21 protein-coding genes are annotated in these 22,463 nt (G+C 59.0%); 9 read left to right on the top strand and 12 right to left on the bottom strand.

The window, feature by feature from the left end; translation table 11 throughout:
• The first annotated feature begins 20 nt into the window (after positions 1-20).
• A complete protein-coding gene (locus PY308_RS11585; RefSeq protein ID WP_275782536.1) occupies positions 21-1,169 on the top strand; it encodes a TAXI family TRAP transporter solute-binding subunit in 1,149 nt (382 codons plus the stop codon).
• Here PY308_RS11585 and glnA read toward each other — a convergent pair.
• Positions 1,157-2,566 carry a type I glutamate--ammonia ligase gene (glnA, locus tag PY308_RS11580; protein WP_275782534.1) on the bottom strand — a complete coding sequence of 470 codons (1,410 nt, stop codon included), beginning with the start codon at positions 2,564-2,566 and terminating at the stop codon, positions 1,157-1,159. The genes PY308_RS11585 and glnA overlap by 13 nt on opposite strands.
• A 58-nt stretch (positions 2,567-2,624) precedes the next feature.
• A complete protein-coding gene (locus tag PY308_RS11575; RefSeq protein ID WP_018324798.1) occupies positions 2,625-2,963 on the bottom strand; it encodes a P-II family nitrogen regulator in 339 nt (112 codons plus the stop codon).
• Positions 2,964-3,296: 333 nt separating this feature from the next.
• On the opposite strand from PY308_RS11575, the gene PY308_RS11570 reads away from it, so the two are divergent.
• Positions 3,297-4,790: an NAD(P)H-hydrate dehydratase gene (locus PY308_RS11570; protein ID WP_275782527.1), complete on the top strand. Its 1,494-nt coding sequence runs from the start codon at positions 3,297-3,299 to the stop codon at positions 4,788-4,790.
• On the opposite strand, the gene PY308_RS11565 is transcribed toward PY308_RS11570, so the two are convergent.
• Together PY308_RS11565 and uvrA are read right to left on the bottom strand one after the other, a co-directional pair.
• Entirely contained in the window at positions 4,778-5,581 is an 804-nt protein-coding gene (locus tag PY308_RS11565; RefSeq protein WP_275782526.1) for a DUF72 domain-containing protein, read from the bottom strand. The two genes, PY308_RS11570 and PY308_RS11565, sit on opposite strands and share 13 nt — an antisense overlap.
• Before the next feature lie 20 nt (positions 5,582-5,601).
• On the bottom strand, positions 5,602-8,520 hold the full coding sequence (gene uvrA / locus PY308_RS11560; protein ID WP_275782524.1) for an excinuclease ABC subunit UvrA: 2,919 nt from the start codon (positions 8,518-8,520) through the stop codon (positions 5,602-5,604).
• Between the two features lie 266 nt (positions 8,521-8,786).
• Here uvrA and PY308_RS11555 point away from each other — a divergent pair, with 266 nt between their 5' ends.
• Positions 8,787-9,302: a single-stranded DNA-binding protein gene (locus PY308_RS11555; RefSeq protein WP_275782522.1), complete on the top strand. Its 516-nt coding sequence runs from the start codon at positions 8,787-8,789 to the stop codon at positions 9,300-9,302.
• Between the two features lie 56 nt (positions 9,303-9,358).
• Here the strand turns inward: PY308_RS11555 and PY308_RS11550 are convergent, their stop codons facing one another.
• On the bottom strand, positions 9,359-9,985 hold the full coding sequence (locus PY308_RS11550) for a MarC family protein (protein WP_275782520.1): 627 nt from the start codon (positions 9,983-9,985) through the stop codon (positions 9,359-9,361).
• A gap of 230 nt (positions 9,986-10,215) precedes the next feature.
• Here PY308_RS11550 and gyrA point away from each other — a divergent pair, with 230 nt between their 5' ends.
• Positions 10,216-12,993 (top strand): DNA gyrase subunit A, encoded by a 2,778-nt coding sequence (gene gyrA, locus PY308_RS11545; RefSeq protein WP_275782518.1) that lies wholly within the window; start codon positions 10,216-10,218, stop codon positions 12,991-12,993.
• 173 nt (positions 12,994-13,166) lie between these two features.
• Here the strand turns inward: gyrA and PY308_RS11540 are convergent, their stop codons facing one another.
• The gene (locus PY308_RS11540; protein WP_275782516.1) at positions 13,167-13,307 is read right to left on the bottom strand and encodes a hypothetical protein; all 141 of its coding nucleotides are present in this window, start codon (positions 13,305-13,307) and stop codon (positions 13,167-13,169) included.
• Positions 13,308-13,658: 351 nt separating this feature from the next.
• Here PY308_RS11540 and coaD point away from each other — a divergent pair, with 351 nt between their 5' ends.
• The 5 genes from coaD to tgt all read left to right on the top strand — a co-directional run bounded on the left by coaD (position 13,659) and on the right by tgt (position 17,572).
• Positions 13,659-14,153 (top strand): pantetheine-phosphate adenylyltransferase, encoded by a 495-nt coding sequence (gene coaD, locus PY308_RS11535; protein ID WP_275782515.1) that lies wholly within the window; start codon positions 13,659-13,661, stop codon positions 14,151-14,153.
• Between the two features lie 29 nt (positions 14,154-14,182).
• Complete coding sequence (locus tag PY308_RS11530; protein ID WP_275782513.1) at positions 14,183-14,752, top strand: peptidylprolyl isomerase; 570 nt, start codon at positions 14,183-14,185, stop codon at positions 14,750-14,752.
• Positions 14,753-14,773: 21 nt separating this feature from the next.
• Entirely contained in the window at positions 14,774-15,283 is a 510-nt protein-coding gene (locus tag PY308_RS11525) for a peptidylprolyl isomerase (RefSeq protein WP_275782512.1), read from the top strand.
• Positions 15,284-15,359: 76 nt separating this feature from the next.
• A complete protein-coding gene (gene queA / locus PY308_RS11520) occupies positions 15,360-16,445 on the top strand; it encodes a tRNA preQ1(34) S-adenosylmethionine ribosyltransferase-isomerase QueA (protein ID WP_275782511.1) in 1,086 nt (361 codons plus the stop codon).
• Positions 16,442-17,572: a tRNA guanosine(34) transglycosylase Tgt gene (gene tgt / locus PY308_RS11515; protein WP_275782509.1), complete on the top strand. Its 1,131-nt coding sequence runs from the start codon at positions 16,442-16,444 to the stop codon at positions 17,570-17,572. The genes queA and tgt overlap by 4 nt, the downstream gene beginning before the upstream one ends.
• 3 nt (positions 17,573-17,575) lie before the next feature.
• Here the strand turns inward: tgt and PY308_RS11510 are convergent, their stop codons facing one another.
• From PY308_RS11510 to PY308_RS11485, 6 genes are all read right to left on the bottom strand, one after another.
• On the bottom strand, positions 17,576-18,766 hold the full coding sequence (locus PY308_RS11510; protein WP_275782507.1) for a class I SAM-dependent methyltransferase: 1,191 nt from the start codon (positions 18,764-18,766) through the stop codon (positions 17,576-17,578).
• Between the two features lie 77 nt (positions 18,767-18,843).
• The gene (locus tag PY308_RS11505; RefSeq protein WP_434064147.1) at positions 18,844-19,257 is read right to left on the bottom strand and encodes a DUF4864 domain-containing protein; all 414 of its coding nucleotides are present in this window, start codon (positions 19,255-19,257) and stop codon (positions 18,844-18,846) included.
• 102 nt (positions 19,258-19,359) lie between these two features.
• Positions 19,360-20,394 carry an MFS transporter gene (locus PY308_RS11500; protein WP_275782506.1) on the bottom strand — a complete coding sequence of 345 codons (1,035 nt, stop codon included), beginning with the start codon at positions 20,392-20,394 and terminating at the stop codon, positions 19,360-19,362.
• Entirely contained in the window at positions 20,384-21,487 is a 1,104-nt protein-coding gene (locus tag PY308_RS11495) for an HlyD family secretion protein (protein ID WP_275782505.1), read from the bottom strand. Before PY308_RS11495 ends, PY308_RS11500 begins: the two co-directional genes overlap by 11 nt.
• 10 nt (positions 21,488-21,497) lie before the next feature.
• Entirely contained in the window at positions 21,498-22,016 is a 519-nt protein-coding gene (locus PY308_RS11490; RefSeq protein WP_275782504.1) for a transporter suffix domain-containing protein, read from the bottom strand.
• Positions 22,017-22,104: 88 nt separating this feature from the next.
• The gene (locus tag PY308_RS11485) at positions 22,105-22,368 is read right to left on the bottom strand and encodes a hypothetical protein (protein WP_275782503.1); all 264 of its coding nucleotides are present in this window, start codon (positions 22,366-22,368) and stop codon (positions 22,105-22,107) included.
• Positions 22,369-22,463: the final 95 nt, after the last annotated feature.

The following is a 22,463-nucleotide window of genomic DNA, read 5'->3' as shown; positions in this document are numbered from 1 at the left end:
GCGATCCTGGGGAGAAGAAGATGGCTGGATTGGCCCGGATTGCCGCATTCCTGACAATTATACTCGCATCTCAGCCGGCCGCTGCGGCCGAGTTCGAGAGAAACATCATGACCGGCGGACCGCAGGGCACCTATATCCAGATCGGGCGCAACGTCGCTGACCTGGGCAAAGCCTGCGGCATAAGCCTCACTGTCCAGCCCTCGGCGGGGTCGCTCGAGAACTTCGTCGGCGTTCGCAACCGCCGTAACACCCAGTTCGGCATCGTTCAGAGCGACGTACTCGAATATCTGAAGACCTTCGAGGCCAACGATCCAGAGGTGCAGCAGGCCGTGCGCGGCGTCAAGATCATGTTTCCGCTCTACAACGAGGAGGTTCATGTCCTCGCGCGTTCCGACATCAAGGACATGAAGGGCCTTGAAGGCAAGACGGTGGCCGTCGGCGTCAAGGACAGCGGCACCTTTCTCACATCGTCGCTCATTCTGGATATCCTTCAGGTGAAGACCGGCGCGCGCGTACCGCTCAATCCGGATGCGGCGCTGCCCAAACTGCTTGCCGGCGAGATCGATGCCTTCTTCTATGTTGCGGGAGCACCTGCTTCCCTCTTCAAGGACAACAAAATCGACGGCGCCCGCTTTCATCTCCTGCCGATCGCCGATGCGCCGCTGCTTGCCACCTATACGGCATCCCGGATCGATGCCGGCATATATGATTTCCAGACGCAACCGGTCGACCTGATCGCCGTGAAGGCCGTCATGATGACCTATGACTACGACGTCAAACGCAACGCCTATCAGCGGGAAAGCTGCAAGGCCGTGTCGGATTTCTCGAATCTCATTCTCAATAATCTGGACAAGCTGCAGCAATCCGGACATCCGAAATGGAAGGATGTCGATCTGACGGCATTACCGCCGGGCTGGCAGGTCGGTGTCTGCGTCAAGGCCGGCATGGCGCTCGACTACAAGCCAGCCTGCAAGGCGCCCGCGTCGGCCACAGGCCAGCAGGCAGGATGGAAACGAGGAATATCTCAATCTCCTGAAGCAGCGGCTGAAGAAGAACTAGGCCGCCAGTCCACATCAGCCATGACAACGAAAAAGCCGGCGTGCCAGACGCCGGCTTTTTACTATGCGAGTGATGACAGATACGTTCTGTTTGATGTCTATGCCGAGTAATACATGTCGAACTCGACCGGGTGCGGCGTCATCTCGTAGCGCATCACTTCGACCATTTTCAGTTCGATGTAAGCATCGATCTGGTCGTCGTCGAAAACGCCGCCGGCTGTCAGGAACTTGCGGTCCCTGTCAAGGCTCTCCAGTGCTTCCCGCAATGAGCCGCAGACCGTCGGAATCTTCTTCAGTTCCTTGGGCGGCAGGTCGTAAAGATCCTTGTCCATGGCCTTGCCGGGATGAATCTTGTTCTTGATGCCGTCGAGGCCGGCCATCAGCATCGCGGCGAAGGCGAGGTACGGGTTTGCCAGCGGGTCCGGGAAACGGACTTCGACACGCTTCGATTTCGGACCTGTGCCGAAGGGAATGCGGCAGGAGGCCGAGCGGTTGCGTGCCGAATAGGCGAGCAGTACCGGCGCTTCATACCCTGGAACCAGACGCTTGTAGGAATTCGTCGTCGGGTTGGTGAAGGCGTTGATCGCCTTGGCATGCCTGATGATGCCGCCAATATAAAACAGGCAGGATTCCGACAGACCGGCATATTCGTCGCCGGCGAAGGTCGGCTTGCCATCCTTCCAGATCGACTGATGCACGTGCATGCCCGAGCCGTTATCGCCAAAGATCGGCTTCGGCATGAAAGTTGCCGTCTTGCCATAGGCATTGGCGACCTGGTGCACGACATATTTGTAGATCTGGATCTTGTCGGCGTTGCGCACCAGCGTGTCAAACTTGACGCCGAGTTCGTGCTGGGCAGCCGCGACCTCATGGTGCTGCTTTTCAACCGTGACGCCCATTTCGGTCAACACGGTCAGCATTTCAGAACGCATGTCCTGGCAGCTGTCGATCGGCGGAACCGGGAAATAGCCGCCCTTGACGCGCGGACGGTGACCGAGATTGCCGGTTTCGTAATCCGTATCGTCGTTCGATGGCAGCTCGGAGGAGTCGAGCTTGAAGCCCGTGTTGTAGGGATCGGCCTTGTACTTCACGTCGTCGAAGACGAAGAACTCTGGCTCAGGTCCAACGAAGACGGTATCGCCGATGCCGGATGCCTTGAGATAGGCTTCCGCCTTCTTGGCAATGCCGCGCGGGTCGCGGTTATAGGCTTCGCCGGAAACCGGATCCAGAATGTCGCAGACGATGACCATGGTCGACTGGGCGAAGAACGGGTCCATGTGAACCGTTGCCGGATCGGGCATCAGAACCATGTCGGATTCGTTGATGGCCTTCCAGCCGCCGATCGATGAACCGTCGAACATGACGCCGTCAGCGAACATGTCCTCGTCAACGCAGGAAATGTCCATGGTTACGTGCTGCAGCTTGCCCTTTGGATCGGTGAAGCGCAAATCCACGAACTTGACGTCGTTGTCCTTGATCTGCTTGAGGATGTCATTTGCAGTCGTCATTTTTCGAAAGTCCTCCTTGAGATGACGAGGGTGTCCGGGCTTTCTGAAGCCGGACGAACTAGATGGCGTCGATGCCGGTTTCGCCAGTGCGAATGCGTATGACCTCTTCGATGTTGGACACAAAGATCTTCCCGTCTCCGATTCGACCGGTCTGGGCCGCATTGCGGATGGCTTCGATCACAGCCTCTGCATTCTCGTCCGCCAAAACCACTTCGACTTTCACCTTCGGCAGAAAATCAACAACATATTCCGCGCCACGATAGAGTTCGGTGTGGCCCTTTTGGCGTCCAAAACCCTTTGCTTCGGTGACAGTTATTCCCTGCAGGCCGACTTCCTGGAGGGCCTCCTTAACTTCATCAAGCTTGAAAGGCTTTATGATCGCTTCGATCTTTTTCATGAGAAAATTTCTCTCCGCTTCTCCCGTTATGGCGGGCTTATGCCCGCTCGCCCTCTACATGCATTTTATATGCCAAATATTGAAATTCGGCATGGTTTCCGACGAAAACTCCTCCGCCGAACGCGATAATAGCCTTTTCCTGAGAATTAGCAGCGCCTCTTGACGGTTTTTTGCGATTTTCTACCTTTTTCTGTGGAGCACGGCTCGTCGAGGGTCACTGAATTCGCACGAGTCGAAAAAAAGGTCTTAAATCTATGCATTTGCATAATTTAAGTGCAAATTTCGACTGCTATTTGGCCTTGCAGTCATGATCGCCGATTGCCATCTTGATGCATGCTCCAGACGAACGCCGATCTGATCGTGACACCTTTTGAAATGTCGAGCATCGATGCCGCGGCGGCCGCCTCCGGTATCGACAGTTTCGGGCTGATGCGTTCCGCCGGCACCGCTGTATCCGCAACCGCCCTCAGGCTCTATCCGCAAGCCAAACGGTTCGCTGTGTTCTGCGGTCCGGGAAACAACGGCGGAGACGGCTATATTGCCGCTGCCGCCCTGCGGCAGACCGGTGCCGTAACCGCAGTTTTCTCAGCCGTCGATCCCGCCGCGATAAAGGGGGATGCGCGCCGAGCCCGCGAGGGTTACCGCGGCGATATAGCAGCGCTTTCGCGTTATGATCCGGATGCAGATGACGTTATCATCGATGCACTGTTCGGAGCGGGGCTTTCCAAGACAATCCCGGATACTATCGCCCGCGTCATGCAAATTGTCCGGGACAACGATCTGCCCGTGATTTCGATCGATCTCCCTTCCGGTGTCGATGGACGCACGGGGCAGGTGCTTGGCGAAAGCTTCCGCGCCAAACACACAATTACCTTTGCGGCCCGCAAGCCGGGGCATCTTCTTCTGCCGGGACGGATGCTTTGCGGAACGCTGGAGGTCGCCGATATCGGCATTCCCGAGAGAATTCTGCGGACAGGCACGGGATCACTCTGCGAAAATGGTCCGCATCTGTGGCAGGCGCACGCCTTCGTGCTCGACCCTGCGGCTCACAAGTTCAAGCGCGGGCATCTGGCCGTTTTCTCTGGTGGCGCGCTCTCGACCGGTGCAGCGCGGCTGTCCGCTATCGCCGGCCTGCGTGGTGGTGCGGGTCTGGTGACCGTCGCTTCTCCGCGCGACGCTCTCGCCGCCAATGCGGCACAATTGACCGCCGCCATGCTGAAGGAGATAGACAGCATTCGAGACCTCGTCGCTTTCCTCTCCGACCGCCGGGTGACAGCCTGCGTTCTTGGTCCCGGATTTGGCGATCTGGCGCGGGCACAGGCCTATGTCCCTGTGATGGCAGACAGAAAGCTGGTGCTGGATGCCGATGGAATTACCGCTTTCAAGGGCGATCCCGGCGCTCTGTTCGACCGCTTTTCCGAAGGAGAGGTACGTCTGGTGCTGACACCGCATGAAGGCGAATTTTCACGACTGTTTCCGGATTTGGCCGAGAACGAGACCTTGTCGAAAGTTGATCGCGCTGTCGCCGCCGCGCAACGCAGCCACGCAATCGTCGTATACAAAGGCGCGGACACCGTGATTGCCGCACCTGATGGCCGCGCGACAATCAACACCAATGCACCGCCATGGCTTGCGACAGCCGGGTCAGGTGACACACTCGCTGGCCTGATCGGCGCGCACCTGGCCCAGGGCATGCCGTCCTTCGAGGCGGCGGCAGCGGCCGTTTGGCGTCACGGCAGAGCCGCCTTGAAGGCCGGCGAGGGGATGACGGCAGAAGACCTCGCCGGTGCTATCGAGCCCTTGGGCGGGGCTGATCAGGCGAGTTGATTCTGCAGCGTCCGGGCGCCGTTCGGAGCGTTGACCTTGCCCTCGTGAATGAAGAAGGCGAATACGTCACGCGGCCTTTTCGCAACCTCCAGAGAAGGATCAGCTTTTTCCAGATCCACGACATCGCCACCCGCCGCCCATATTTTCAGGCGGTCGGCCCATAGATTCATCCGCGTCTGGTCATAGCAGGTCGCAACCTCGTCGCTTCCCGTCTGCAGACGCGCATAGATGAAATCCGAGGTCACGTCGGCAAACATCGGATAGTCCGCATGGTCGGCGCAGACCACTGCCACGTCGTTCTTTGTCAGCAACTGAGCGAATTCGGGAACGCGGAAAGACGGATGACGCACCTCGACGACGTGCCGCAGCGGAAGCCCATCCTGCGTCCTTGGAAGCAACGCAAGAAAGGCGCCGAAATCCTCCGCGTCGAATTTCTTGGTCGGCATGAACTGCCAGAGGATCGGCCCGAGGTGCGAACCGAGCTCCGTCAATCCCTGCCCGAGGAATCTCGCGATGGATTCGCCGGCTTCCGCCAGAACCTTCTTGTTCGTGGCATAGCGGCTCGCCTTCAGCGAGAAGACGAAATCCTCAGGCACTTCGGAGGCCCATTTGGCAAAGGTTTCCGGCTTCTGCGAGCTGTAATAGGTGCCGTTGACCTCAATGACCTTCAACTGGCTGCTGGCATATTCGAGCTGCCGCTTCTTCGGCAGCTTTTCCGGGTAGAATGTGCCTTCCCACGGATCGAAGGTCCAGCCGCCGATACCACATCGGATCGTACCTGATTTGGTCATGCCGTTCCCCCTTATTCAATTTACTCCGCCGCCGCCTTGCGCATCGGACGCCGCTCGAGAAGTTCCTTCAGGAATGTGCCGGTATGCGAGCGTTTTTCCTTGACGATCTGCTCCGGCGTCCCGATGGCCACGACCTCGCCGCCGCCATCGCCGCCCTCCGGACCGAAATCGATCACCCAGTCGGCCGTCTTGATGACTTCCAGATTATGTTCGATGACGACGACCGAATTCCCCTGGTTAACCAGTTCATGCAGCACTTCCAGCAGCTTGGCGACATCGTGGAAATGCAGGCCGGTGGTCGGCTCGTCCAATATGTACAGCGTCCGTCCGGTCGAGCGTTTCGACAATTCCTTGGCAAGCTTGACACGCTGCGCCTCGCCGCCGGACAGTGTATTGGCCTGCTGGCCGACTTTGATATAGCCGAGACCGACGCCGGCAAGCGCCTGCAGCTTGTCGCGCACGGCCGGGACGGCGGCAAAGAACTCGACGCCTTCCTCGACCGTCATGTCGAGCACATCGGCGATTGATTTACCCTTGAAATGCACGTCGAGGGTCTCGCGATTGTAGCGCTTGCCATGGCAGACATCGCAGGTGACGTAGACATCTGGCAAAAAGTGCATCTCGATCTTGATGACGCCATCGCCCTGGCAGGCCTCGCAGCGGCCGCCCTTGACGTTGAAGGAAAAGCGGCCTGGCTGGTAGCCACGCGTTTTCGCCTCCGGCAGGCCAGCGAACCAGTCGCGGATCGGTGTGAAGGCGCCGGTATAGGTGGCCGGATTGGAGCGCGGCGTGCGGCCGATGGGAGATTGATCGATGTCGATCACCTTGTCGATATGCTCGAAGCCGTCGATGCGGTCGTGCTCGGCGGGATTTTCACGGGCGCCCATGATCCGGCGCGCGGCCGCCTTGTACAAAGTCTCGATCAGGAACGTGGATTTGCCACCGCCGGACACGCCGGTAACCGCCGTAAAGATCCCGAGCGGGATCGAGGCCGTAACATTCTTAAGGTTGTTGGCGCGGGCGCCGACGACGGTTATTTCCCTATTCTTCTTCGGCTTGCGCCGTTCGGCGGGGACTGCAACGGAAAGCTCACCCGACAGATATTTGCCGGTCAAGGAATTCGGGCTGTCGATGATCTGTTGCGGTGTGCCTTGCGCAACGACCTCGCCTCCATGAATACCGGCGGCCGGGCCGATATCGACAACATAATCCGAAGTCAGGATGGCATCCTCATCATGCTCGACAACGATCACCGTGTTGCCTATATCGCGCAGATGACGAAGCGTATCGAGAAGGCGCGCATTGTCGCGCTGATGCAAGCCGATCGAGGGCTCGTCCAGAACATAGAGAACACCGGTCAGACCCGAGCCGATCTGTGACGCCAGCCGGATGCGCTGGCTCTCGCCGCCCGACAACGTGCCGGAATTGCGCGACAGGCTGAGATATTCCAGGCCGACATCATTCAGAAAACGCAGCCGCTCACGAATCTCCTTCAAAATACGAACTGCGATCTCGTTCTGCTTGGCGCTCATATGGCCGGGCAGCACGTCGAACCAGTCGCGCGCGACGCGGATCGACATTTCCGTGACCTGGCCGATATGCAGCTTGTCGATCTTGACCGCCAGCGCCTCGGGCTTGAGCCGAAAACCGATGCACGACGGGCAGGGCGCGGCCGACATGTAGCGCTCGATCTCCTCGCGCGCCCAGGCACTATCGGTTTCCTTCCAGCGCCGCTCGAGGTTGGGAACGATGCCTTCGAAATTCTTGGTCGTGTTGTAGGAGCGGGCTCCATCCTCGTAATGAAAGCTGATTTTTTCTTCGGTGCCATGCAGGATTGCGTGCCTGGCATCGCTCGAAAGATCGCTCCATTTGTTCGACAGCTTGAAGCCGAAAGCCTTGCCCAGCGCCTCGAGTGTCTGATTGTAATAGGGAGACGAGGATTTTGCCCAGGGTGCAATGGCGCCGCTCTTCAGCGTGCGCTCGGGCTCTGGAACGATCAGGGCCTCGTCGATCTTCTGCTGGCTGCCGAGGCCATCACAGGTCGGGCACGCACCGAATGGATTGTTGAAGGAAAACAGGCGAGGCTCGATTTCCGGAATGGTAAAGCCGGAGACGGGGCAGGCGAATTTCTCCGAAAACATGACGCGCTCGTGCGTCTCGTTCAGCGATTTGTTCGCCGAACCGCCGGCCGAGGTTTCCTCAGGCGGCAGCGGCTTGTCGGCGAATTCGGCGATCGCCAGCCCATCCGCGAGGCGAAGGCAAGTCTCGATGCTGTCGGCAAGCCGCGCTGTAAGGTCGGCCCGCACCACCACGCGGTCGACCACGACATCGATGTCGTGCTTGTATTTCTTGTCGAGCGCTGGAGCTTCGGCGATCTCGTAGAACTGCCCGTCGATCTTGACGCGCTGGAACCCCTTTTTCATGAGTTCCGCGAGTTCCTTCTTGTACTCTCCCTTGCGGCCGCGCACGATGGGAGCCAGTACATAAAGGCGGGTGCCTTCGCCGAAATCGAGTATCCGGTCGACCATCTGGCTGACCGTCTGGCTTTCGATCGGAAGACCCGTCGCCGGAGAATACGGCACGCCGACGCGGGCAAACAGCAGACGCATGTAGTCATAGATTTCCGTCACTGTGCCGACGGTCGAGCGCGGATTGCGCGAGGTGGTCTTCTGCTCGATGGAAATGGCCGGCGACAGACCATCGATCTGATCGACATCCGGCTTCTGCATCATCTCCAGAAACTGGCGGGCATAGGCCGAAAGGCTCTCGACATACCGCCGCTGCCCCTCCGCATAGATCGTGTCGAAGGCGAGCGAGGATTTACCCGATCCGGACAGGCCGGTCATGACGATCAGCTTGTTGCGCGGCAGATCAAGATCGATGCCCTTCAGATTGTGCTCGCGCGCGCCGCGAATGGAAATGGTCTCGAATTTGCTCATCGTGCCCAGCTTCGTCCATGCATTGGAAAGCTCCTATTTAAGGACGCCACAGGCCATGTCGAGGGACAAGGCGCAAAAGCTGGCGGCTTTCCGAGTCGGTTGACAAGATAATAAGGATTTAATAGAACAAAGAAAGAACAAATGAACGGAATTGAACTGTGGATTACATCACAAGGCAGGCGCGGCAGGCGGCTTGCGGCGTTAAGATGCAGGCTCTGAATATTTGATGCCGGGACAATGCTCGGTTTGCAACGGGAAGAAACGCGATGGCTGGTAGCGTCAACAAGGTAATTTTGATCGGAAACCTCGGGGCCGACCCGGAAATCCGGCGCACGCAGGACGGCCGTCCGATCGCCAACCTGAACATCGCGACATCCGAGACCTGGCGCGACAAGGGCAGCGGCGAGCGCAAGGAAAAAACCGAGTGGCACCGTGTCGTGATCTTCAACGAAGGTCTTTGCAAGGTAGCGGAACAATATCTGAAAAAGGGTGCCAAGGTCTATATCGAAGGCGCGTTGCAGACCCGCAAATGGCAGGACAAGGACGGACAGGACCGCTACTCGACCGAGGTCGTGCTGCAGGGCTTCAACTCGACCCTGACGATGCTTGATGGCCGTGACGGCGGCGGCTCCGGCGGCGCGCGCGGCGGTTCGGACTATGGTGGCGGCAGCGCCAACTACGGTGGTGGAGACGACTATAACCGGCCGGCGGCAGCGCCGGCGGGCAGGTCAGGCGGCGGCGGCAATTTTTCCCGGGACATGGACGACGATATTCCGTTTTGACAGCCATATCGCATTAAAGCCCGGGAAACCGGGCTTTTTGATAGGGTGGCAAAAGATCAGGCCCAGACGGACTTGACGCCGTCAACGACGAACTGGACGGCCAGCGCAGCGAGGATGACGCCGAGCAGGCGGGTCAGGATCGCGCGACCTGTGACGCCGAGGAAGCGGTCGACGCGCTCGGCAATGACGAGGAAGGAAAAGAGGATCGCAAGGGAGAACGCGATCACCAGGATCAGCTGCACGCGGTCGATGGTGGCTGAGAAGGGGCCAGACAAAAGGACCGTTGCCGAGATGGCGCCGGGGCCGGCGATCAGGGGCAGGGCAAGCGGAAACACTGCGATATTGTGAATCTGGTCCTGGGTGATGGCGATTTCGCCGGTCTTTTCCTTCCGTTCGTTCCGCTTTTCGAAGATCATTTCGAAGGCGATCCAGAACAGCAGCATGCCGCCTGCAATGCGGAAGGCGCCCAGCGATATGCCGAGCAGCGACAGGATGCCGTTGCCGAACAGAGCGAAAGCCGAAAGGATGAAAAAGGCGATCAGCGTGCCGCGACGGGCGACCAGAAACCGTTCCTGCCTGTTCATGCCGACGGTCAGGCTGAGAAAAATCGGTGCCAGGCCCGGCGGATCGATCGTCACGAGAAGGGTGGTCAGCGCGTTGATCAGAAGGTCGATATGCGTCATCCGGCTTCCCCTGCGGCCTGTTGAAGCGGCCGCTTGACAGAATTGTTAGGCGACCGGACGCGCGAAGGAAAGGCTCTCATCCCGGCCTGCGCGCGCTTTTGTCTTGCAAATGCCATCGGAAGCGCCGAATAGCCTAAAAGCCTGTTCAAAACCCGGCTCCGAAAATGGCGCTCGCCACTGCATTCGGCTATAAAACTCTGTCTGATTCTGAACAAAGATCGTGATCGAAATTGACTGAACAAACCCTACCCGGCGGCGGCAAGAACCCACCAGGCATCGAGCCTATTTCCATCATGGAGGAAATGCAGCGCTCCTATCTCGATTACGCCATGAGCGTCATCGTCAGCCGCGCGCTTCCCGATGTCCGCGATGGCCTGAAGCCCGTACACCGTCGCATTCTGTTCGGGATGAACGAGCTCGGGCTCGACTGGAACAAGAAATACGTGAAATGCGCCCGCGTCACCGGCGACGTGATGGGTAAATACCATCCGCACGGCGACTCTGCGATTTACGACGCGCTGGCGCGCATGGCGCAGCCGTGGTCGCTGCGTCTGCCGCTGATCGATGGCCAGGGCAATTTCGGCTCGATCGATGGCGATCCGCCGGCAGCCCAGCGCTATACGGAGTGCCGTCTGCAAAAGGCAGCGCATGCCTTGCTCGACGATCTCGACAAGGAAACCGTCGACTTCCGCGACAATTATGACGGAACGCTGAGCGAACCCGTCGTCGTACCGGCAAAGTTTCCGAACCTGCTCGTCAACGGCGCCGGCGGCATCGCCGTCGGCATGGCGACAAACATTCCGCCGCACAATCTGGCGGAAGTCATCAACGGCTGTATCGCGCTGATCGATGAGCCGGCGATTGAACTGGCACAACTGATGGACATCATTCCCGGTCCGGATTTTCCGACAGGGGCCTTCATTCTCGGCCGCTCCGGCATCCGCTCGGCCTATGAGACAGGCCGCGGCTCGGTCATCATGCGCGGTCGCGCCACCATCGAGCCGATGCGCGGCGATCGCGAGCAGATCATCATCACCGAAGTTCCCTATCAGGTGAACAAGGCGACGATGATCGAGAAGATGGCCGAACTGGTCAAGGACAAACGCATCGAGGGCATTTCGGACCTGCGCGACGAATCCGACCGCCAGGGCTACCGCGTCGTCGTCGAACTCAAGCGCGACGCCAATGCGGAGGTCATTCTCAACCAGCTCTACCGCTACACGCCGCTGCAGACATCCTTCGGCTGCAACATGGTTGCGCTGAACGGCGGCAAGCCCGAGCAGATGACGCTGCTCGACATGCTGCGCGCTTTCGTCGCCTTCCGGGAGGAGGTCGTCAGCCGTCGTACCAAGTATCTGCTGCGCAAGGCACGCGAACGGGCCCATGTGCTGGTTGGTCTGGCCATTGCCGTCGCGAATATCGATGAGATCATCAAGTTGATCCGTGAGGCGCCGGATCCGGCGACTGCGCGCGAGCAGTTGATGACGCGCCGCTGGCCTGCCGCCGATGTCGAGAGCCTCATCCGGTTGATCGACGATCCGCGCCACCGGATCAATGAAGATCTGACGTATAATCTGTCGGAAGAGCAGGCGAGGGCGATCCTCGAGCTGCGCCTTGCCCGCCTGACGGCGCTTGGCCGCGATGAAATCGGCGGCGAATTGAACAAGATCGGCGCTGAAATCAGCGACTATCTCGATATTTTGGGTTCGCGCGTTCGTATCATGACGATCGTCAAGGACGAACTTTCTGCGGTACGCGATGAATTCGGCACGCCACGCCGCACCGAGATCGTCGAGGGCGGTCCGGATATGGACGACGAGGATCTGATTGCCCAAGAAGACATGGTGATCACCGTCTCCCATCTCGGCTATATCAAACGCGTGCCGCTGACGACCTACCGGGCGCAGCGGCGTGGCGGCAAGGGTCGTTCCGGCATGGCGACGCGCGACGAGGATTTCGTCACGCGACTGTTCGTCGCCAATACGCATACGCCGATCCTGTTCTTCTCGTCGCGTGGTATCGTCTACAAGGAAAAGGTCTGGCGTTTGCCGATCGGCACGCCGCAATCACGCGGCAAGGCACTGATCAACATGCTGCCGCTCGAACCGGGTGAGCGCATCACGACGATCATGCCTCTACCCGAGGACGAAGCGACGTGGGAAAATCTCGACGTGATGTTCTCGACCACGCGGGGAACCGTGCGGCGCAACAAACTGTCGGACTTCGTCCAGGTCAATCGCAACGGCAAGATCGCCATGAAGCTTGAGGAGGAGGGCGACGAAATCCTCTCCGTCGAGACCTGCACCGAGCATGACGACGTGCTGCTGACGACAGCGCTTGGCCAGTGCATCCGCTTCCCGGTCGATGATGTCCGGGTCTTTGCCGGCCGTAATTCGATTGGTGTGCGCGGCATTTCGCTCGGCAAGGAAGACCGGATCATTTCCATGACCATCGTCAGCCATGTCGATGCCGAACCCTGGGAGCGTGCCGCCTATCTGAAGCGCGCTGCCGCTGAACGGCGTACCATCACCGGCGATGACGAGGAAATTTCCTTGGTCGGGGAAGAGGTTACGGAAGAACGTCAACTTGACGATGCACGTTACGAAGAACTAAGGGCGCGCGAACAATTCGTGCTGACAATCTCGGTCAAGGGATTCGGCAAGCGCTCCTCGACCTACGACTTCCGGACCTCCGGTCGCGGCGGTAAGGGCATTCGCGCTACCGACACATCCAAGGTGAACGAGATCGGCGAACTGGTTGCGGCTTTTCCCGTTGAGGATGGCGACCAAATCATGCTGGTCTCCGATGGCGGCCAGTTGATCCGCGTGCCGGTAGGCGGTATCCGCCTTGCAAGCCGCGCCACCAAGGGTGTCACGATCTTTTCCACGGCGAAGGACGAAAAGGTCGTTTCCGTCGAGCGGATCAGCGAACCGGAGGCCGAAGACGATGAGGAGGGCGCCGATGAAGGCGTCGTTCCAGGCATCGAGCCGCCAACTACGGACGCATGATCCACGTGCTGATCAAAAGAAACCCGGTCCGGCTGGGTTTCCTTTTTGCCTGAGTCAAATGCGGTCCGGTACACCGAGGCAATGGCAAAGAAAAACCGGACTGGGCAGGGACCCGTCCGGTTTTCAGGGGAGCGTACTACTGGAGGAAGCCGCTCACTTGGAATTCCATTTGATCACACCTTGAACCCGTCCGAATGGCGGTTGCTTTTCTTCATGGCGACCTGGTCGCGCTTCAACTCCATGATCGTCTTCGCAAAATCGACAAGAAACACAATACTGATAGCTGCCGACACAAGCATCATTGTGATGGCCATGACGTGTTCCCCTATCTATCTGTCTCTAAGGAAGCCGGCGCGATCGCTACGTGCTTCGTTGCGGATTGCATTCGCCGTTGCAAAAAGCATGACAAAAAACATTGTCATCGAGAGAAGAATAAGTACCATGATTGTGATCCTTTCGCTTTAGTAACGGCCAGTTTTTTAAAAGGTTCCGTCGCCGTTGTTTTGACTGTCACTTTTTGCTTAATGCACTCTTGAACGTTACAGTCATTTACCCTTTGTCCTTCTTGTCTGCTGTTTCCAGGGGAACAGGACCGGCCATGAAATGCCTCCCTTGCGATTGGATGCCGTCCGTGACAAAAGGCTGGCGAAACGGAAACAGGCGCGATGACCACTGCTTTTTATCCCGGCTCTTTTGATCCCATGACGAATGGCCATCTCGATGTGCTGGTTCAATCGCTGAACGTTTCGGCGAAAGTGATCGTCGCGATCGGCATTCATCCGGGAAAGACACCGTTGTTTTCCTTCGATGAACGAGCGGAACTCATCCGCCAGTCTCTCCGGGAGTTCCTTCCCGGCAGGGCAGACGACATTTCCGTCGTTTCCTTCGATAATCTCGTGGTTGACGCGGCCCGCAAACACGGTGCCTCGCTGCTGGTACGCGGTCTTCGCGATGGCACCGATCTGGACTACGAGATGCAGATGGCGGGTATGAACCGGCAGATGGCACCTGACATCCAAACCGTGTTCCTGCCTGCTGGAACCGCGTCGCGGCCCATTACCGCCACATTGGTCCGCCAGATCGCTGCCATGGGGGGCGACGTCAGCGCCTTCGTTCCGCAGGCCGTTTTTCGTGCGCTTGGCGCCAGACGCACATCCTGACGTGTTCAATCATTCTCACAGGAGCCTTCATGAAACTTCTCACACTTGCTTTTGTCGGCGCCGCTGCTTTTGCGTCCCTGACCGGCAGCGCCCTGGCTCAGGCCAAGGACTATATTACCGTCCAACTCAAGGACGGCCCCGTCGTCATAGAGCTTCTTCCGGATGTGGCGCCCAAGCATGTCGCCCGAATCAAGGAACTGGCCGAGGCAGGCGAATACAACAATGTTGCGTTCCACCGCGTCATCCCCGGTTTCATGGCTCAGACGGGCGACGTTCAATACGGAAATATGGAGAAGGACTTCAAGGCTGATATGGCCGGGATGGGCGGTTCTTCCAAGCCGGACGTCGAGGCGGAATTCTCGCAGGTTCCGTTCGAGCGCGGGACCGTCGGCATGGCCCGCAGCCAGGACCCGAACTCCGCAAATTCGCAATTCTTCATCATGTTTGCCCCGGGCTCCTTTCTCAACGGCCAGTATACGGTCGTCGGGCAGGTCGTCGAAGGCATGGACAATGTCGACAAGATCAAGAAGGGCGACGAGGCCAACAATGGTTCCGTCGCCGATCCCGACCGGATGATCAGCGTCAAGGTCGGCAAATAACCCATTGAAAAGGAGAGTATCATGGCCGAGATCAAGGATCCGGAAAACACCGTCATTTTGGAAACGACGCAGGGCCGCGTCGTCATCCAGCTTCTGCCAGACCTTGCACCGGGCCATGTCGCCCGCATCAAGGAACTGTGCAGCGAGGGCGCCTATGACGGCGTCGTCTTTCATCGGGTAATCCCGGACTTCATGGCACAGACGGGCGATGTACAGTACGGCAAGAAGGGTGGCGATAGCTTCAATCCGGCGCGCGCCGGTATGGGCGGTTCGTCGAAACCGGACCTGAAGGCGGAGTTTTCCAGCACGCCGCATGTGCGCGGCATCTGCTCCATGGCGCGCAGCCAGATGCCGAACTCGGCCAATTCCCAGTTCTTCATCTGCTTTACAGACAGCCCATGGCTGAACAAGCAATATTCCGTCTGGGGCCAGGTCATCGAAGGCATGGACAATATCGACAAGATCAAGAAGGGCGAGCCCGTCAAGGATCCCGATAGCATCATTTCGATGAAACTTGCCGCCAACGCCTGATTTGCGCTCATGCAGCAACCCGTTCCGGAGCGCTTCCCAAGCGTGCCGGAGCGGTTTTTTATTTCAAGGGACTGCCATGCGCGTCGATCTGTTCGATTTCGTCCTTCCCGAAGACAATATCGCGCTGCGGCCGGCAAGCCCGCGCGACGGCGCCCGCATGCTCGTCGTCCAGCCGGAGAGTGAAGAGCCGCTGTCGGACCATGGGGTGCTGGATCTGCCGTCGTTTTTGCGTCCGGGAGATGCCCTGGTTTTCAACGACACGAAGGTTATTCCGGCCCGACTCGAAGGTCTGCGCCGTCGCGGAGAGGAACTCGTCACCCAGGTTTCCGTCACCCTTCACATGCGCACAGCGCCGGACCGATGGAAGGTCTTTGCACGACCTGCCCGGCGCCTGAAGCCTGGCGACCGGATCAATTTCGGTCATGACTCGAATAGCTGTCTTCTCGGGGCTCTGGACGCGACCGTCGAGGCAAGGGGCGAGGCAGGCGAGGTGACCCTTCGCTTCGATCTCGCCGGGCCGGCGCTGGACGAGGCCATTCTGGCCGTCGGCCATATTCCCCTGCCGCCCTATATCGCCTCGAAGCGGCCGGAGGATGAAAGGGACCGCACCGACTACCAGACCGTTTACGCGCGCGAACAGGGGGCCGTGGCGGCGCCGACCGCAGGCCTGCATTTCACCGACAGGCTCTTCGCATCTCTGGACGCCAAGGGCGTCGAGCGGCATTTCGTTACCCTGCATGTCGGCGCGGGCACCTTCCTGCCGATGAAAGCCGACGACACGGACGATCATGTGATGCACGAGGAAGTCGGCGAGGTGACGGCGGGCGTCGCGAAGCGCTTGAATGCAGTGAAAGCAAGGGGCGGACGTATCGTCTGCGTCGGCACCACATCGTTGCGGCTGCTTGAAAGTGCCGCTGACATCGGCGGCGCGATCCATCCCTGGTCCGGACCGACCGGAATTTTCATTACGCCCGGCTACCGCTTCCGCGCCGCGGATGCGCTGATGACCAACTTCCATTTGCCGAAATCGACGCTGTTCATGCTCGTTTCGGCGTTTTGCGGTCTCGAGACGATGCAGCGCGCCTATGCGCATGCGATCAGCCAAGGCTACCGCTTTTATTCCTACGGCGATTCAAGCCTGCTTTTCCGGAACATTCCATGACCGAAAACTTTCAGTTCACCCTTCACGCGACCGATGGCGAAGCCCGCCGAGGCACGGTTTCCATGCCGCGTGGTGACATCAAGACCCCGGCCTTCATGCCGGTGGGAACGGCCGGCACCGTCAAGGCCATGTATCTCGATCAGGTCCGCGATCTGGGGTCCGATATCATCCTCGGCAATACCTATCATTTGATGCTGAGGCCCGGCGCCGAGCGTGTCGCCCGGCTTGGCGGGCTGCACGAACTGATCCGCTGGCCTTACCCGATCCTCACCGACAGCGGCGGCTTCCAGGTCATGTCGCTGGCTGGTCTGCGCAAGCTGGACGAGCAGGGCGTGACATTCAAGAGCCATATCGATGGTTCGACGCACCATATGTCGCCGGAACGATCCATCGAGATCCAGGGCTTGCTCGGCAGCGATATACAGATGCAACTCGATGAATGTGTGCGCCTGCCGGCAGAGCCGAAGGACATCGAGCGCGCTATGGAGATGTCGTTCCGCTGGGCCGAGCGCTGCAAGGTCGCTTTTGGCAATCAACCTGGCAAGGCGATGTTCGGTATCGTGCAGGGCGGCGATATTCCGCAACTGCGCGTCAGCTCTGCACAGGCACTGAGCGGGCTCGATCTCAAAGGCTACGCCATCGGTGGGCTCGCCGTCGGGGAGCCACAGGCCGTCATGCTGGAGATGATCGAGACGACATGCCCGCATCTGCCCGCGGAAAAGCCGCGCTACCTGATGGGCGTCGGAACGCCGGACGATATCCTGAAATCCGTGGCGCGCGGCATTGACATGTTCGACTGCGTCATGCCGACCCGATCCGGACGCCACGGTCTCGCCTTTACCCGCCACGGCCGTATCAATATGCGCAATGCCCGTCATGCCGAGGATATCCAACCGCTTGACGACCGCTCGTCCTGTCCGGCGGCCCGCGACTATTCGCGCGCCTATCTCCATCACCTCGTGCGGGCGAACGAATCGCTCGGCGGCATGCTTTTGACCTGGAACAACCTGTCCTACTATCAGGATCTCATGTCGGGCGCCCGCCGGGCGATCGAGGCGGGGCGATACGCCGATTTCATGGCGGAGACTCAGGAGGGATGGCGCGTGGGCGAATTCGCCCGCGCATGAGGATCAAGCCCTTTTAGCCTTCATCACGATGCGGCTGAGATCCCCTGACTGCCAATCCGAAAGTTTGATCGAGTATACGGAATCTCGACGAGCCGAAAAACGGAACGTGCCAGCATCAGGGGTCACCTTGCCCTGCGCCTCGTTGGCCCAACTGTAATTGCTTGAGATGGCGCGGCGCTTTACGCTCCACTTGAGACTACGGGGAGAGCCGGGCGGAAGAATGATATCGACCACGACCTCACCATCGCCGAAGACCTGTGGCTGTGCCTTGATCTCCTTTTTGTCGATCGACGTTTCAATATATTGAAAAGACGACCATAAGTCCTTCACAAAGGCTTCTGCTTTAGCGTTGAGGCGCTCGCTCGTGGCTTGAAGGCCCACAACGTGGGGGCGGATTTTTACCCGACCCGGCGTCTTCGTCAGAACCATGATATTGGCAGTCAGAACAACCCCGCGGCGGAAGGATATGATCGGCTTCGACATCCGCGTGACGGCTGACAAGCCATAATCCTGCAGACGCTCGGGATGAGGGTGGTTGAACGTGTGTTCCCTCATGAAGCAATCGAAGAAGGGCTCGGCGTGCAACGGGGACTGGTGGATCAGATCGACCAGGTGGTTCGGATCGAAGTAATAGTTATGCGGGATGGGCTCGGTGACGCCGCCAAAAGTCACGGCGGTGGTGAAGGCATAGACGCCGCCAGGCTTCAGCACACGTTCGACTTCGCGGAAATGCCGCAGAAAATCCTCGTCCGTGCCGATATGCTCGAACGAACCCGTCGACCAGCAGAAGTCGAAGCTGTCATCCGGAAACTCAAGGGCTCTCATATCCATTGCCATGGCATCGAACTTGGTTCTGTCGATCGGCCAAGGCGCCTTCTGCACGACAAGATCGGTTGGATTGTCTGTCCGCACACCCACCCAGCCGCTGTCCGGCAGGTAGAGGTCGGTAACGATAGTCTTCGCGACGCGCGGGACTATGGTGTAGATCAGCCGCTCGGTGCCGGCCCCCATGGCGAGGCCATGCGCGTCCGGCCTGATCTTGCCCTTTTGCCGAAGAGCACGAAAGATCATCGCGAATTCCCAGGCACGGCGTGAACCGAACGGGGTCGATTTGAGGTCGTCACGAAGTATGGCATCGATTTCCGGGTCGAAAAAATCATAGATGTCGCAAATTTTCTGAAGAGATAGTGCCACGCTGCGTCCCCTGTGTCGTCTGGCAACATCTACCGAGAGGCTGCATGACCGTCAATCAACAGGGTGCGATAGTTCCATTATATTTCCTTGCCCGAATCCTTTGGTAGGATTTGCACGCCATTGATCTTTTGACTGCCGTCGGGCTGGATCACAATGAAGTAAAGGGCAACCCAGTTCTTCCCGTCGGGACCGGAAATCAACACTTCCTGCACGATCCCGTTGACTTTGGATTTGCTGCGTCCGAACGAAAAATTGTCAGGACGGAAGACGGGCGCATAACTGCGCTTCACCATCTCGAAGAAAATTGTCTTGTCGGGAAACTTGGTTCTGATCTGCGGTGACGCAAAAGAATAGGCTTTGTCCGCATCGTCATTCAGGAAGGCTTCCACCTGTTGGCGGATGACGGAGCGGGCATCATCGATTGGTTCCGCCAAGCAGGCCGATGTCACAGCAGCAAAAACACAAATGCATGCAAGCGCAATCTTCATCATTTCCTGCTCCTGCTGGTACCGACGATACGAAAGATACGATCATTGCAGGCATTTGGTTTCATCAGAGAGCGAACCGCACTGAGGAAGGGATATTCAGTCGCATCACGGCCCGGCGACAAAGTTGTCGGCTTGTCGCGGCAGCGGGTGTCGCCATAACACAGCCGTCATCAGCAAGGCGTAGCCAACGGCCATTGCTACGAAAAGGATGCGGGTGGAAAATGATTCCGCCGCAGTCCCGGGCAGGGGCGAAACGCCCAGCCCGAACAGGATCAGAAACGTCGTCAGGGCTCCCGCATAAATTTTGGCATCCGTGGTCCGTGCCGCTGCGCGTCCGCCGAGTATCAGGCCGACAACAAGCACGATGACGAACATCCAGAGCAGGCCGGGCCGTATGGTCAAGACTGCGTAGGCCACCGAAGCGACGATTCCGCCAAAAAGATTGACGACTACCAGGCCGATGGAGGTGCGGCTGCTCTGCGAAATATCGATCTGACCCAGCAGAGACGCAACCGTGATCGGAATGACTGCCGCGGAGGTCAGATTGTCGCTCGTCAGGCAGATGGCAACGGTCGACAGGAGGATCGCTGCATTGGCCAGCGCCCGCAGATAGTCCGGCACGCCCGGCGTCACCTGGGGAATGGCGGCATCAGCATGAAACGGCTCCGGGATGACGACATGCGCCAGCCACATCATTCCGGCGCCACCCAGCACACCGCCGATCAGGATCGATAGTATCGAGGCAGCCAGTTCCTTGTTGAGGATGCCGAGCAGCGGCACAATCAAGGCAACGACGAGCACCAGGAAGATGGCTGGTCCGCCCCGGCCAGCGGTCTGTGCAACGAAGCACAGGAAATAGATCAGGCCAAGCAGCAGCAGGAACGTCGTGGGGCGATCACCGAACCACGATGTGAGGACCATCATGAAAACCCCGGCGGCGAGAATGATCACCGCCATGCCGATTGTTTTTGCAAGCGGCATCGGCCGGGAGCCGGAGAGCAGGAACTGGGCGGCGAAAACCGGGCCGAGAAACGGCACAAGCGCGCCAGAGGCGACCGAGATCGTAAAAAGGATGGAGACCGCAAAAGCAACCCGCAACACCATCCTTTTCTGTTCGGCGATCAGGTGGTCACCCGACATAGGTCAGCACCGACATCATGCGAATCCACAGGGATCCCCAGGCGTTGGTGACCGGATTGTCCCCCGTGTAGATAACGACGGTCACCTGCGAGCCATAGCGGACACCTTTCGGTCGTCCTTCGTCTAGCGTCAGGCGCACAGGAAACCGTTGCGCCTCCTGGACCCAGCCACTGTCGTTTCGCATCTTGGGGAGACCGGTACTCGGGTCTGTATCGCCCTGAGAGACCCCAAGACCGACACTTTCGACCCTGGCGGGGAACAATTGCCCCGGAAGCGCATCGAACAGCACCTCTGCTCTATTGCCCACTGCAGTTCGTTCGAGACTGTTTTCCTTGAAGGCTGCGGTAATCCAGACCGTGCCGACATCGATAAAGGTCAAGGCCGATTGCCCGGCGCTCACGACCTTGCCGATCGAGAGCTGCAGGTTGGTGATGACGCCTGCCGAGGGTGCACGCACTGTGGTTCTCAAGAGGTCGAGCCTGGCGCGCTCAAGGGCGGCAAGCGCCTGTTTGATATCGGGATTGTCGTTGCCGGCAGGTCCGAGGTCTGCCTGTGCGCTGGCAAGGTCTGCTTCCGCCGCTTTCACCGCGGCATCGGCCTGGTCGAACCCCAGTTGCGCTTCATCGAGCTTTGCTTTGGCGTAGACGCCGCGCTTGGTCAATTCGGTTGCGCGCCCGAGCTGTTCGCTGGCGTTGTCGCGGCTCGCTTGCGATTGGACCAGACGCGCCTGGACAGCATCCACCTGCGCCGTCGATGCTCCGATGGTCTGGCCAACGCGGGCGAGAGCAGCTTCGGCTTCCGCAACGGCGATCTCATAGCGAGCCGGATCGATGCGGAAGAGAACCTGATCCGGCTCGACGGCCGAGTTGTCGGTGACGTTGACCTCGATCACCCGCCCTGTCACTTCCGGCGATATGCCGACGACATAGGCCTGAACCTGGGCCTGTGACGTGGATGGCGTTCGACGCTCCATGAAGACGGAAAGAACGAAAAACACCAGCGCCAGCATGATGACGAGGAGGGCGATCTTCCGCAAGGGGTTAGCCGGCGGGGGTGAGACGGGAGATTCGGTAAGAAGTTCGTCGGAAGCCAAGATCCTGTCCTTATTCTGCAGAAGACGCGTAAACGACGCGAGCGCTACGGACAAAGAGGGCGCGTATTTTCTCCCAGAAATTGCCGCCGAGAACAAAGAAGCTGGCGATGAACATCAGGTCGCCGAGAAGCTGAAGCTGCCAGAGGTTCGGCCGCAGGCCCGGAGCGATGGCGTCGACATAGGGTTCGAGCCAGGCCGAAACCAGAGGAAGACAAAACATGACAAGACCCAGGGTGTAACGCGCCTTGCTGATTTCCGTCGAAGGTGAAAGACGGAAGACGCCGAAGATCTTGCTCTTGAGCTGCTGGAATCCGGCCTTGCCCATCACGGCGATGACGAGCAGAAGCAATACCTTGTTCACGATGAAGATCACGCCGGTAATCGCCGCAATCCGGGTGCTCGGAACGCCGGCCGATGCCGCGATGGGAACGCAGAGCCACATGGCGATGGCAAGGCAGACAAGGGCTATGCCAAGCTTGAACCGCCAGGTCGCGGCGGGCTCGATAGTCGTTTCAGTGCTGAAGGACATTGATCGCTCCGATTCGTTGGCCGACCTTAAGGCGGCGATGGTAAAAAACGGTCGCGGTATACAGACCGTCGGTTTTTGCAGCCTTTGGTCACCGCCGGGGAAAGGAGACGATCGCTGCTGCATCCAGTGCTGCTGCAATTTCCGCCGCCAACTCCTCCACGAGAATGCCGTATTCGCCGATCCGGCGTTCCCGGAACGGCTCGGTGGACGCCCGCCACTTCTGCAGTTCGGCTTGCGCCATCGCGAAGTCGGCGCACATGTCGCGAAAGCTTTCATCACGCACCACGAGATCTGCGATCGCGCGACTGCGGTCGGGAAAATGCCGTATCGCGGCAGTCGCGTCCTCGACCATATGCTTGATTTCTTTCTTCTTAAAGACTAAACCAAAACCTTGCGTTCAGCCGTGCTCCGACAGGCAGAGTTTGACGCATCGTGGCGCTCTTGGGG

The organism is Pararhizobium gei, assembly GCF_029223885.1.
GTDB classification, from domain to species: Bacteria; Pseudomonadota; Alphaproteobacteria; order Rhizobiales; family Rhizobiaceae; genus Pararhizobium; species Pararhizobium gei.
This window is presented reverse-complemented; position numbering and strand designations above follow the sequence as displayed.

Coding starts and splice junctions, on each gene's coding strand:
- PY308_RS11585 (WP_275782536.1), top strand. CDS start 21: ATGGCTGGATTGGCCCGGATTGCCGCATTCCTGACAATTATACTCGCA.
- glnA (WP_275782534.1), bottom strand. CDS start 2,566: ATGACGACTGCAAATGACATCCTCAAGCAGATCAAGGACAACGACGTC.
- PY308_RS11575 (WP_018324798.1), bottom strand. CDS start 2,963: ATGAAAAAGATCGAAGCGATCATAAAGCCTTTCAAGCTTGATGAAGTT.
- PY308_RS11570 (WP_275782527.1), top strand. CDS start 3,297: ATGCTCCAGACGAACGCCGATCTGATCGTGACACCTTTTGAAATGTCG.
- PY308_RS11565 (WP_275782526.1), bottom strand. CDS start 5,581: ATGACCAAATCAGGTACGATCCGATGTGGTATCGGCGGCTGGACCTTC.
- uvrA (WP_275782524.1), bottom strand. CDS start 8,520: ATGAGCAAATTCGAGACCATTTCCATTCGCGGCGCGCGCGAGCACAAT.
- PY308_RS11555 (WP_275782522.1), top strand. CDS start 8,787: ATGGCTGGTAGCGTCAACAAGGTAATTTTGATCGGAAACCTCGGGGCC.
- PY308_RS11550 (WP_275782520.1), bottom strand. CDS start 9,985: ATGACGCATATCGACCTTCTGATCAACGCGCTGACCACCCTTCTCGTG.
- PY308_RS11540 (WP_275782516.1), bottom strand. CDS start 13,307: ATGGCCATCACAATGATGCTTGTGTCGGCAGCTATCAGTATTGTGTTT.
- coaD (WP_275782515.1), top strand. CDS start 13,659: ATGACCACTGCTTTTTATCCCGGCTCTTTTGATCCCATGACGAATGGC.
- PY308_RS11530 (WP_275782513.1), top strand. CDS start 14,183: ATGAAACTTCTCACACTTGCTTTTGTCGGCGCCGCTGCTTTTGCGTCC.
- PY308_RS11525 (WP_275782512.1), top strand. CDS start 14,774: ATGGCCGAGATCAAGGATCCGGAAAACACCGTCATTTTGGAAACGACG.
- queA (WP_275782511.1), top strand. CDS start 15,360: ATGCGCGTCGATCTGTTCGATTTCGTCCTTCCCGAAGACAATATCGCG.
- tgt (WP_275782509.1), top strand. CDS start 16,442: ATGACCGAAAACTTTCAGTTCACCCTTCACGCGACCGATGGCGAAGCC.
- PY308_RS11505 (WP_434064147.1), bottom strand. CDS start 19,257: ATGATGAAGATTGCGCTTGCATGCATTTGTGTTTTTGCTGCTGTGACA.
- PY308_RS11500 (WP_275782506.1), bottom strand. CDS start 20,394: ATGTCGGGTGACCACCTGATCGCCGAACAGAAAAGGATGGTGTTGCGG.
- PY308_RS11490 (WP_275782504.1), bottom strand. CDS start 22,016: ATGTCCTTCAGCACTGAAACGACTATCGAGCCCGCCGCGACCTGGCGG.
- PY308_RS11485 (WP_275782503.1), bottom strand. CDS start 22,368: ATGGTCGAGGACGCGACTGCCGCGATACGGCATTTTCCCGACCGCAGT.